Raw genomic sequence first — 11,745 nt, forward strand, 5'->3', positions numbered from 1 at the left:
CGGCGCTTCGCTCCAGACAACGCTACGCGTTGTCGGGAGCTCCGCTTGTCCGGGACGACAGCGGAGATTGGCTCAGGCAGCCCCGCCCCGAAATCCCGTCGCCAGCACGTAGCGTTCCGAGGAATCCTGCCGGCTCGCTGCCGGCTTGACGTGACGCACCGTCGCAAAATCGCGCTTGAGCTGGGCGAGCAGATCGGCATCGGCGCCGCTCTGGAACGTCTTGGCCAGGAACGCGCCGCCGGGCTTGAGCACGTCGCACGCAAACGCCGCGGCGGTCTCGACCAGGCCGACGATACGGAGCTGGTCGGTCTTGCGGTGGCCGGTGGTGTTGGCGGCCATATCGGACATCACGAAATCGGCGCCGCCGCCCAGCATCGCGGTCAGCTTCTCGGGCGCTTCGTTGGCCATGAAGTCGAGCTGCGCGAAATCCACGCCGGGGATCTCCGGCATTTCCAACAGATCGATGGCAACGACCTTGCCCTTGCCTTCCACCGAGCCGACGCGCTTGGCCGCGATCTGGCTCCAGCCGCCGGGCGCCGCGCCGAGGTCGACGACGGCCATGCCGGGTTTCAAGACCCGGAATTTGTCGTCGATCTCCAGAAGCTTGAACGCGGCGCGCGAGCGGTAGCCCGCCGCCTTGGCCTTCACGACATAGGGATCGTTGAGCTGCCGCTCCAGCCACAGCTTCGACGACAATTTGCGCTTGCCGCCGGTCTTGACCTTGGTCTTGACTTGGACGTGCAAGCGGCCGGTGGTGTCCTTGGCCATCTCACCAGCTCCTGAGCGCGCCATCCTCGCGCATCATCTCGACCAGCATGCCCTCGCGCAGGCCACGGTCGGCGACGCGCAGGCGCGGCAGCGGAAAGGCGCGGCGGATCGCATCGAGGATGGCGCAGCCGGCGAGCACGAGATCGGCGCGCTCGACGCTGATGCAACTGTTGCCGGCGCGCTCCTCGTAGCTCATGCCGAGCAGCTTGTTGATGGTCGCGGTGATGTCGGAATCGTTCATCCAGATGCTGTCGATGCGGCGGCGGTCATAGCGCGCGAGGTTGAGATGGATGCCGGCGAGCGTCGTCACCGTGCCTGAGGTGCCGAGCAGGTGCATGTCGGCAAGATCGCCGCCGTGGACTTCGGCGAACGGCGCGACGTGGTTCGCCACCTCCTGCTCCATCGCGGCGTAGATCTCCGGCGTCACGTCGCGGCCGCCGAATTGCTCCGCGAGCGTGACCACACCGTAGGGGATCGACATCCAGGCCTTGATCCGCGGCTCCGGATTTTGCGGATCGCGCTCGATCCGCACCAGCTCGGTCGAGCCGCCGCCGATGTCGAACAGGATCGCGCCGCGGCCCCTGGGGTCGACCAGCGGCGAGCAGCCGAGCACGGCGAGCGCGGCCTCGGTCTCGCGGTCGATCACTTCGAGCTCGATGCCGGTCTCGGCCGCGACGCGGCTGCGGAACCCCTCCGCATTCGAGGCGGCGCGGCAGGCTTCGGTCGCGATCAGCCGCAACCGGCGCGCTTTGCGCAAATTGATCTTGTCACGGCAGATGCTGAGCGCAGCAATGGCACGCTCGATCGCGGCCTCGCTGATGCAGCCGGTCGACGAGACCCCCTCCCCGAGCCGGATGATGCGCGAGAAGGAATCGACGACGCGAAAGCCGTCCTGGGTCGGACAGGCGATCAGCAGCCTGCAATTGTTGGTGCCGAGGTCCAGCGCCGCATAGACGCCGGTTCCCGACGCCTGCGCGCCGACAGCCGGTTCGGTGGCCAACGCCACCGCCGCCATCGACCCCTCCAGCTCACCGTGCGGCGCATGGCCGTCGCGGAGCCGCGTGTGGTCATTCATACAAACTGTCTTTCCGCGGCCGGTCGGGCCGGTCTGGAATTGATTTTTCGCCTGAAACATTAGCAGCGCAGCCGGCCTGCGCAACAACGCATCACATGGGACCATGCCCATTCGTGCGTTGTCGTGAACGGGGTGGTGGGTTATCTCAATGGAGTCCGGTGCCCCGCTGCCGCGAAAATGCGCAAATACCGGCTTTTCAGGTCAATTCCATGCAAGAACACACCAAATCGTCCACGCTCGAAAACGCTATTGCACTGCAAAAATATGGCGTCGGGCAACCCGTCCGACGCAAGGAGGACGACACGCTGGTGCGCGGCAAGGGCCGCTATACCGACGATTTCAACCTGCCCGGCCAGGCCTATGCCGTGGTCGTCCGTTCCACCCGCGCCCATGGAATCATCCGCGGCATCGGCATCGACGCCGCCAAGGCGATGCCGGGCGTGCTCGGCGTATGGACAGGCAGGGATCTCGATGCCGCCGGCTATGGCCCCTTCACCTGCGGCCTGCCGCTGAAGAGCCGCGACGGCTCGCCTTTGCTCCAGACCAACCGCCAGCCGCTGGCGACCGACAAGGTCCGCTTCGTCGGCGATCCCGTCGCCTTCGTGGTTGCCGAGACACTGGCGCAGGCGCGCGATGCGGCTGAGGCGGTCGCGCTCGATATCGAGCCGCTGCCAGCCGTGACGGATCCCGAGGAAGCGGCCAAGCCCGGCGCGCCGCAGCTCTATGAGCACATTCCTGGTAACGTGGCGCTCGACTACCACTATGGCGACATGGAGAAGGTCAACGCGGCCTTCGCCAACGCCGCCCATGTCACCAGGATGGACATCGAAAACACCCGTGTCGCCGTGGTCTCGATGGAGCCGCGCGTCGGCCTTGCCTCCTACGACAAAAAGACCGAGCGCTACACGCTTCAGGTGCCGACGCAGGGCGTCGCCGGCAACCGCGCCAACCTCGCCAAGAACCTGAAGGTGCCGAACGAGAAAGTGCGCATCCTCACCGCCAATGTCGGCGGCTCCTTCGGCATGAAGAACATCAACTATCCCGAGTACATGTGCATCCTGTATGCGGCGAAGGAATTGGGAAAGCCGGTGAAGTGGCTCGACGAGCGCTCGACCGCCTTCCTCTCCGACAGCCACGGCCGCGCCCAGAAGATCCATGCCGAGCTGGCGCTCGACGCCGAAGGGCATTTCCTCGCGGCCAAGCTGTCCGGCTACGGCAATCTCGGCGCCTACATCACCGGCGTCGCGCCGGGGCCGCTCTCGCTCAATACCGGCAAGAATTTTTCCAGCGTCTACCGCACGCCGTTGATGGCAGTCGACATCAAGGTGGTGCTGACCAACACCACGCTGATGGGCGCCTATCGCGGCGCCGGCCGGCCCGAGGCGAACTACTACATGGAGCGACTGATCGATCGCGCTGCCGACGAGATGGGCATCAACCGGCTGACCTTGCGCAAGCGCAATTTCATCAAGCAGAACCAGATGCCGTTCGCGGCGTCCTCCGGCGTCACCTATGACAGCGGCGACTTCCAGGCCGTGTTCAACAAGGCGCTCGAAATCTCCGACCACGAGAATTTCGCCAAGCGCAAGAAGGAGAGCAGGAAGGCCGGCAAGCTGCGCGGCATCGCGGTCGGCTCCTATCTCGAGGTCACGGCGCCGCCGAGCCCCGAGCTGGGAAAGATCGTGTTCGACGCTGACGGCACCGTGCAGCTCATCACCGGCACGCTCGATTACGGCCAGGGCCATGCCACGCCATTCGCGCAGGTGCTGAGCGAGCAGCTCGGTGTTCCCTTCGAGAGCGTCAAGCTGGTGCAGGGCGACAGCGACATCGTCCATACCGGCAACGGCACCGGCGGGTCGCGCTCGATCACGGCAACCGGCCAGGCCATCGTGGGGGCTGCAAAGCTCGTCATCGAAAAAGGCAAGCGCGCAGCGGCGCATATGCTCGAAGCGTCCGAAGCCGACATCGAATTCGAAGGCGGCAGCTTCACCATCGCCGGCACCGATCGCAGTATCGACATCATGGAGCTTGCCAAGCGCTTGCATGACGGCAAGACGCCGGAGGGCGTGCCCGATAGCCTCGACGTCGATCACACCAGCGAACCAGTCGCCTCGGCGTTCCCGAACGGCTGTCATGTCGCCGAGGTCGAGATCGACCCCGAAACCGGCGTGGTGCAGATCGTGCGCTACAGCGCGGTCAACGATTTCGGCACGGTGATCAACCCGCTGCTGGTCGCAGGCCAGCTCCATGGCGGCGTGGTCCAGGGCATCGGGCAAGCGCTGATGGAGCACATCCGCTACGACGAGAGCGGCCAGCCGATCACGGGCTCGCTGATGGACTACGCGCTGCCGCGCGCTGAGGACGTTCCCAACATGACGGTCGGCGATCACCCGGTGCCCGCGACGACCAATCCGCTCGGCAGCAAGGGCTGCGGCGAAGCCGGCTGCGCCGGCAGCCTGTCGACGGTGGTGAACGCGGTGCTCGACGCGCTCTCGGACCACGGCATCAAGCAGATCGACATGCCGCTGACCCCGGAGCGCGTGTGGCGGGCCATTCAGGACGCGAAGGGCAAGGCGGCGTAAGGCTGCCCTTTCTCAGTCGTCATGGCCGGGCTTGTCCCGGCCATCCACGGCTTGCCACGAGGCACGGAGAACGTGGATGCCCGGGACAAGCCCGGGCATGACGACGTGGTGACGATGTGCTTATTTCCGCCTACGCCGCCTGCTCGCGCGGCTGGGTGATCGCAATGTGCTGGCAATGCGCGAGCGGCGTCGTGCCGTTGGCGACGACGAGCGCGTCGAGCTCGACGAAGCGGTGGCCCTTCTTCTCGTAGTTCGCGGTGACTTTCGCCCGCGCGGTGATCTCGTCGCCGGCGCGCAGCGCCGACAGCAGCTGCATGCGGCTGCCGACGTGGATCCACGGGCCGAGAATGGTGTTGTCGACCAGCACGCGGTTCATGACCCGCTGGATCAGGCCGGGATGGCCGAGCCCTTCGCGCGCAAAGATCGGATCGGTTTCCCTGACATCGGCGAGATAGTCGGTCGCGTCCTGCCCGGCCCACCGGCGCGGCTCGGTGCCCAGCCATTTGCCCGTCTCGAACGTCGCCGGACTGACCGGCTTGCGCTCGGCGACCACGGGGACCGCGACATAGTCGCTCAGCGACACCGCCGGCGCTGCCGCCGGCAGCGAGGCCGTGCCTGTCGCGCAGAGCTCGGTGCGGCTGAACACCTCGATCGTCAGCAAGCCGTTGTGCTCGGTCGCATCGACATCGGCGGGCTCGCCATCATAAACCGGCTTGATGAAGCGCGCCTCGACCAGCCCGCGGGACAGGAAATCGCGGCCCCAGCGAGCAATCGGCACGTGCATCATGTAGGCGAAGACATCGACGCCCGGGACCAGCCCGCCGGAAAAGCCGAAGCGGCGCGCCACGGTGTCGTCATGCATCTTGTTTTCGGATTGCTTGGCGGTGTTGTAGGCCTCGACGCGCCAGGTTTCGAGCCGGCCCGGCATGGGGACATCTTCCCTGTTCTTGTTGTTTCGGGCTGATCGTAGGCCCCAGGGAACACCGGTCAATCCCCTCGCCTTTGCGGCCCGAATGGGGTACCACGCGGCGAATGACTGACACCCCCACCCGCATCTATGTCGACGCCGACGCCTGCCCGGTGAAGGACGAGATCTATCGCGTCGCGCTCCGGCACGGCGTGCCCGTGAGCGTGGTCGCCGGCAATTTCATCCGTGTGCCGCACGATCCGCTGATCGAGCGTATCGCCGCAGGCGCCGGCATGGACGCCGCCGACGACTGGATCGTCGAACGCGTCAAGTCCGGCGACGTCGTCGTCACCTCGGACATTCCGCTTGCGAGCCGCTGCGTCAAGGCCGGCGCTGACGTGATCGCCCCGAACGGCAAGCCGTTCACGGAAGAGTCGATCGGGATGACGCTGGCGGTGCGCAATCTGATGACGGATCTGCGCTCGGCCGGCGAGGTCACCGGCGGCCCGCGATCATTCGCACCGCGCGACCGTTCCGCCTTCCTCTCGGCGCTCGACCAGACGCTGCGCCGGATCCAGCGCCGCCGCGCCGATCAGGCCGCTACGAGCCAGAATTTGAGTCAGGGCTGACATGGCGCCGCCGCTGATCCAACTCAAGGACATCAGGCTGACCTTTGGCGGCACGCCGCTGCTGTCAGGCGTCGAGCTCAACGTCGCGCCATCCGAGCGCGTCTGTTTGATCGGCCGCAACGGCTCGGGCAAGTCGACGCTGCTGAAGATCGCGGCCGGCCTCGTCGAGCCCGACGGCGGCACGCGCTTCGTGCAGCCGGGCGCCACCGTGCGTTACCTGCCGCAGGAGCCCGACTTCGGCGAGCACAAGACCACGCTTGCCTATGTCGAGTCCGGTCTCGCGCCCGGCGACGATCAGCACCAGGCGCGCTACCTGCTGGAGCAGCTTGGCCTGGCCGGTGACGAGAACCCGCACAATCTCTCCGGCGGCGAGGCCCGCCGCGCGGCGCTGGCGTATGTGCTGGCGCCCTCGCCCGACATTTTGCTGCTGGACGAGCCGACCAACCATCTCGATCTCGCCACCATCGAATGGCTGGAGCAGGAGCTCGACTCCAGGCGCAGCGCGCTGGTGATCATCAGCCATGACCGCCGCTTCCTCACCAATCTCTCGCGCGCCACCGCATGGCTCGACCGCGGCAGGATCAAGCAGATCGACCGCGGCTTTGCCTCGTTCGAGAGCTGGCGCGACGAGGTGCTGGCGGAAGAGGAGCGCGACCAGCACAAGCTCGACCGCAAGATCGTCGACGAAGAGCACTGGCTACGCCACGGCGTCTCCGGCCGGCGCAAGCGCAACGTCAAGCGCCTCGCCAATCTGCACACGCTGCGCGACCAGCGCCGCAACTATCGCGGCACGGCCGGCACCGCCAGTCTCGCAGCTAGCGAAGCGGAGCAATCCGGCAAGCTGGTGATCGAGGCCAAGGGCGTCTCCAAGGCCTATGGCGAGCGCAAGATCGTCGACAATTTCTCGACCCGCATCCAGCGCGGCGACCGGCTCGGCATCATCGGACCGAACGGCGCCGGCAAGACCACGCTGGTCAATCTGCTCACCGGCGGCGGGGAACCGGACTCCGGCACCCTACGTCTCGGCGCCAATCTAGAGGTAGCGACGCTGGATCAGCACCGCGAAAGCCTCGATCCGAAATCGACGCTGGCTGAAGCCTTGACCGGCGGGCGCGGCGACCAAATCATGGTCGGCGGCAAGCCGAAGCACGTCGTCGGCTACATGAAGGACTTTTTGTTCGCGCAGGAGCAGCGCGGCACGCCGGTGGAAGTCCTCTCGGGCGGTGAGCGCGGCCGGCTGATGCTGGCGCGCGCACTGGCAAAACCCTCGAACCTGCTGGTGCTGGACGAGCCGACCAACGACCTCGATCTCGAAACGCTCGACGTCCTCGAAGACATGCTCGGCGACTACGAGGGCACCGTCATCCTGATCAGCCATGACCGCGACTTCCTCGACCGCGTCGTCACCTCCGTGATCGCGCCCGAGGGCAACGGCAAGTGGACCGAATATGCCGGCGGCTACAGCGACATGCTGACCCAGCGCGGCGCGGATTTGAAGCGCGAAACGGCGAAGGCCCAGCCGGTTGCGGAGAAGAGAGAGGAGCGCGCCGCTGCTCCCGCCTCCACACCGAAACGCAAGCTGAGCTTCAACGAAAAGCACGCGCTGGAAACGCTGCCGAAGAAAATGGAAACGCTGCAGGCCGATATTGCAAAACTGCAGCGCGTGCTCGACGATCCCAATCTCTATGTGAAAGATCGCAAGACATTCGACGACACCTCCGCCGCTATCGCGAAGGCGCATGATGAACTGTCTGCCGCTGAAGAGCGCTGGCTCGAACTTGAAATGCTTCGTGAAGAAATAGAGCAGGCCTAGCGCGCATTCCGCAAAAGTGGGCACCGGTTTTGCGATCAGAATGCGCGCCAACTGAGAGACTCCCATGACAACTCCCCTCGCCGCAAAAATCGCCCGCGAATACGGCACGCCCTGCGCCGTCATCGACATGGACAAGGTCGAGCGCAACATCGCGCGGATCCAGAAGGCCTGCGACGAGGCCGGAATCGCCAACCGTCCCCACATCAAGACCCACAAGAACCCGACCATCGCCAAGATGCAGGTCGCGGCCGGCGCGAAGGGCATCACCTGCCAGAAGCTGGGCGAAGCCGAGATCATGGCCAATGCCGGCATCGACGACATCCTGATCAGCTACAATCTCCTCGGCGAAGAGAAGATGGCGCGGCTCGGTGCGCTGCAGGCCAAGGCCAACATGACGGTGGCCGCCGACAATTCGACCGTCGTTGCCGGCCTGCCCAAGGCCGCGGCGGCGTCGGGCCGTCCGCTCTCGGTCGTGGTCGAATGCGACACCGGGCGCAAGCGCGCCGGCGTCGAGACGCCGGCGGAGGCGATCGCGCTAGCACGCGAGATCGCGAGCTCGAAGGGGCTCGAATTCGCCGGCTTCATGCTGTATCCAACCGAGACCGGCTGGGCGGACGCGCAAAAATTCTACGACGAAGCGCTGGCCGGCGTGCGCGCGCACGGGCTGGACGCAAAAATCGTCTCGACCGGCGGTACGCCGAACCTGAAGAACATCGGCAAGCTCAAGGGCGGCACCGAGCATCGCTTCGGCACCTACATCTACAACGACCGCATGCAGGTCGCGGCGGGCTCGGCGACCTGGGACGACTGCGCGCTGCACATCTATTCGACCGTGGTGAGCCGCGCCGCACCCGAGCGCGGCATCCTCGATGCAGGCTCGAAGACGCTGACCACGGATACCGGCGGTCTCGACGGCCACGGCCTGATCCTGGAGCACCCCGAAGCCAAGATCGCGCGCTTCGCCGAGGAGCACGGCTTCCTCGATCTCTCCCGCAGCAACACTCGGCCCAATGTCGGCGACGTCGTCCGCATCGTGCCCAACCACGTCTGTGTCGTCGTCAACATGATGGACGAGGTGGTGATGGTCCGCGGCGAGGAGATCATCGGCACGCTGCCGGTGGCGGCACGCGGGAAGTTGCGGTAGGCATTGCTCTGGTAGGGTGGGTTAGCCGAAGGCGTAACCCACCACTCCTCTCGATGCAGATACAGACGTGGTGGGTTACGCTTCGCTAACCCACCCTACGACCTGGCGAGCCACGCCAGCACGCCCCTGCCCGCGGCGGCTCCCGTCGCGAACGAGGCCTGCAGCAGATAGCCGCCGGTCGGCGCCTCCCAGTCCAGCATCTCGCCGGCGGCGAACACGCCGGGCAATTTTCGCAGCATGAAGCTGCCGTCGAGCTCATCGAAGGTGATCCCGCCCGCAGTCGAGATCGCGCGATCGATCGGGGCAACGCCGGTGAGCTGAACCGGAATGGCGTTGATCAGATGCGCAAGCTCGGCGGGCGAGAACGCGGCCAGTGGCCGGCCGGACACGATGGCGGCCTCCTGCATCAGACCGATTCCGACCGGCGACAATTGCGCCGCCTTGCGCAGGAAGTTCCCGAGCGATTGCTTGCCGCGCGTGCCTGATAGCCGCGTGGTCAGGGCGGCGGCGTCGAGGTCCGGCCGCAATGCGATCGAAAGCGTCGCCTGCCCGAGACTGAGCACCGCCTCCCGCAACTCCCCCGACAGCGCGTAGATCGCGCCGCCTTCGATGCCGCTACGCGTGATCATGGCTTCGCCCCGCACCGTATGCGCGCCGATCGTCAGCGCCACGCCCTTGAGCGGCTGGCCCTCGAAACGATCGCGGAACACATCGGACCAGGCGACCGTGAAGCCGGAATTGGCTGGCCGGAGCTTTGAGATGGCAACGCCCTTCGCGGCGAGGATGTCGGCCCAGCTGCCATCCGACCCCAGCCGCGGCCAGCTCGCGCCGCCGAGCGCGAGCACGGTGGCGTTGGCAGTGACGACCGCCACGCCATCGGGCGCTCGAAACACCAGCCGCCCCTCGTCATCCCAGCCGGTCCAGCGATGACGAAAGGCAAACCGCACGCCGCTCGCATCGAGCCGCCGGAGCCACGCGCGCAGCAAGGGCGAGGCCTTGAACGCTTTTGGAAACACCCGCCCGCTGGTGCCGACGAAGGTCGGCTCACCCAGGGCTTCGCTCCACGCGCGCAACGCCTCAGGCGAAAACGCCTCGATCGCCGCCTGCAGCTTCGGGGCCGCCTCGCGATAGCGCGCCATGAATTCCGACAGCGGTTCGCTGTGGGTGAGATTGAGCCCGCCGCGGCCGGCCATCAGGAATTTTCGGCCCGCGGACGGCATCGCGTCGTACACGGTGACGCGCGCGCCGCCCTGCGCCTGCACCTCCGCCGCCATCAGCCCGGCGGGACCGGCCCCGATGACGGCGACGTCGGTCAGAGCTTGATCCCCGCCCGCGCCGCGGCCTGCGCCACGTATTTCTGCGTCTGCTCGAACGCCCCGGTCAGCGCCTTGGCTTTCGACATGTCGCTGATCTCCGCGAAATGCGCGGCCACCGCGTCCGGCGTCCATTCGGTCTCCGGCAGGTTGATGCCCTCGCTCTCCACGATCTTGATCACCGCGAAGGAGCCAGCACCGGCGCCCATGATGGTACGGGTCGGAGCGTCTTCGCTGAGCATGTACTCGACCGCGGGCGTGATCGCGTTCGGCTTCATCAATTGCAGCGCCTGCGGCGGCAGCAGCTCTTCCGTCATGCGCGTCGCCGCCGTCGGCGAGATGATGTTGACGCGGATGTCGGACTTGCGGCCTTCCTCGGCGAGCACGTTCATCAGGCCGACCATGCCGGACTTGGCCGCGCCGTAATTGGCCTGGCCGAAATTGCCGTAGAGGCCGGAGGACGACGTCGTCAGCACGATGCGGCCGTAATTGCGGTCGCGCATGCCGGCCCAGGCCGCCTTGCAGCAATAGAAGGTGCCGACCAGATGCACGTCGAGCACTTTCTGGAAGTCGGCCGCTTCCATCTTGCCGAACGACTTGTCGCGCAAAATGCCGGCATTGGCGCACAAGAGATCGACGCTGCCCCATTCCTTGGTGGCGCGCTCGACCATGGCGGTGACCTGTTCGAAATTCGAGACGTCGGCGCCATCCGCCATCGCGGTGCCACCGGCTTTGCGGATTTCCTCGACCACGGTCTCGGCCGGCGACAGCGAGCCACCGGTGCCGTCACGCGCGCCGCCGAGATCGTTGACGACGACCTTGGCGCCGCGGCTGGCCAGTCCCAGCGCATGCGCACGCCCCAGACCATTGCCCGCGCCGGTGACGATGGCGACGCGTCCGTCGAACCTGATTGCCATGAGTGCTTTCCTACATGCTAGTCGTCATGGGCGGGCTCGACCCGGCCATCCATCAAATTGACAGGCTTTTGAGCAGCGATGGCTGGCCGGGTCAAGCCCGGCCGCCCTACGCGAAATAGATCAGACCCAGCCACTCCGCGACCAGCGCCGGCTTGTCCTCGCCTTCGATCTCCACGGTCACGTTGGTGCGGGACTGCAGCTCGTTGGGCTTGCGGAGCTTGGCTTCGGCCAGCACGAAACGGCCGCGGACGCGCTTGCCGGAACGCACCGGCGAGATGAAGCGCAGCTTGTCGAAACCGTAATTGACGCCCATCGTGGTCCCCGCGATCACGGGCATCACCTCATAGGACATGATCGACAGCAGCGACATCGTCAGGAAGCCGTGCGCGATGGTGGTGCCGAAGGCGGTCTCCTTCTTGGCCCGTTCAGGGTCGACATGGATAAACTGGTGATCCTCGATCACGTCGGCATAGGTGTCGATGCGCGGTTGATCGATCAGGTGCCACGACGATACGCCGATCTCCTTGCCGACCATGGCCTGATAGGCTTCCAAGGAAATCGGCGGCTTCTTCCAGACTTCGTTCATTTAGCAACTCC

General features: G+C 66.1%; 10 protein-coding genes. 4 read left to right on the forward strand and 6 right to left on the reverse strand.

Annotation, left to right across the window (positions count from 1 at the left end; translation table 11 throughout):
- Positions 1–72 precede the first annotated feature (72 nt).
- Complete coding sequence (locus CIT37_RS23650) at positions 73–768, reverse strand: RlmE family RNA methyltransferase (RefSeq protein WP_095425924.1); 696 nt, start codon at positions 766–768, stop codon at positions 73–75.
- 1 nt (position 769) lies between these two features.
- Positions 770–1,843 carry a Ppx/GppA phosphatase family protein gene (locus CIT37_RS23655; RefSeq protein WP_095425957.1) on the reverse strand — a complete coding sequence of 358 codons (1,074 nt, stop codon included), beginning with the start codon at positions 1,841–1,843 and terminating at the stop codon, positions 770–772.
- 209 nt (positions 1,844–2,052) lie between these two features.
- Here CIT37_RS23655 and CIT37_RS23660 point away from each other — a divergent pair, with 209 nt between their 5' ends.
- Positions 2,053–4,425 (forward strand): xanthine dehydrogenase family protein molybdopterin-binding subunit, encoded by a 2,373-nt coding sequence (locus CIT37_RS23660; RefSeq protein ID WP_095425923.1) that lies wholly within the window; start codon positions 2,053–2,055, stop codon positions 4,423–4,425.
- A 130-nt stretch (positions 4,426–4,555) separates the two neighbouring features.
- On the opposite strand, the gene CIT37_RS23665 is transcribed toward CIT37_RS23660, so the two are convergent.
- On the reverse strand, positions 4,556–5,353 hold the full coding sequence (locus CIT37_RS23665; RefSeq protein ID WP_161966467.1) for a hotdog family protein: 798 nt from the start codon (positions 5,351–5,353) through the stop codon (positions 4,556–4,558).
- A 104-nt stretch (positions 5,354–5,457) separates the two neighbouring features.
- Between CIT37_RS23665 and CIT37_RS23670 the strand changes: the two genes are divergently transcribed.
- The 3 genes from CIT37_RS23670 to CIT37_RS23680 all read left to right on the forward strand — a co-directional run bounded on the left by CIT37_RS23670 (position 5,458) and on the right by CIT37_RS23680 (position 8,918).
- Complete coding sequence (locus CIT37_RS23670) at positions 5,458–5,961, forward strand: YaiI/YqxD family protein (RefSeq protein ID WP_038972538.1); 504 nt, start codon at positions 5,458–5,460, stop codon at positions 5,959–5,961.
- Position 5,962: 1 nt separating this feature from the next.
- On the forward strand, positions 5,963–7,774 hold the full coding sequence (locus CIT37_RS23675; RefSeq protein WP_095425922.1) for an ABC-F family ATP-binding cassette domain-containing protein: 1,812 nt from the start codon (positions 5,963–5,965) through the stop codon (positions 7,772–7,774).
- A gap of 64 nt (positions 7,775–7,838) precedes the next feature.
- A complete protein-coding gene (locus CIT37_RS23680) occupies positions 7,839–8,918 on the forward strand; it encodes a D-TA family PLP-dependent enzyme (protein ID WP_028145116.1) in 1,080 nt (359 codons plus the stop codon).
- Positions 8,919–9,013: 95 nt separating this feature from the next.
- On the opposite strand, the gene CIT37_RS23685 is transcribed toward CIT37_RS23680, so the two are convergent.
- The 3 genes from CIT37_RS23685 to CIT37_RS23695 all read right to left on the reverse strand — a co-directional run bounded on the left by CIT37_RS23685 (position 9,014) and on the right by CIT37_RS23695 (position 11,734).
- Positions 9,014–10,192, reverse strand: coding sequence for a BaiN/RdsA family NAD(P)/FAD-dependent oxidoreductase (locus CIT37_RS23685; RefSeq protein WP_244611266.1), 1,179 nt, complete (start codon positions 10,190–10,192; stop codon positions 9,014–9,016).
- 38 nt (positions 10,193–10,230) lie between these two features.
- The gene (locus CIT37_RS23690; protein WP_095425921.1) at positions 10,231–11,148 is read right to left on the reverse strand and encodes an SDR family NAD(P)-dependent oxidoreductase; all 918 of its coding nucleotides are present in this window, start codon (positions 11,146–11,148) and stop codon (positions 10,231–10,233) included.
- A 106-nt stretch (positions 11,149–11,254) separates the two neighbouring features.
- On the reverse strand, positions 11,255–11,734 hold the full coding sequence (locus CIT37_RS23695) for a MaoC family dehydratase (protein ID WP_028145119.1): 480 nt from the start codon (positions 11,732–11,734) through the stop codon (positions 11,255–11,257).
- Between the last annotated feature and the right edge of the window lie 11 nt (positions 11,735–11,745).

It is taken from the genome of Bradyrhizobium ottawaense, assembly GCF_002278135.3.
GTDB lineage: Bacteria > Pseudomonadota > Alphaproteobacteria > Rhizobiales > Xanthobacteraceae > Bradyrhizobium > Bradyrhizobium ottawaense.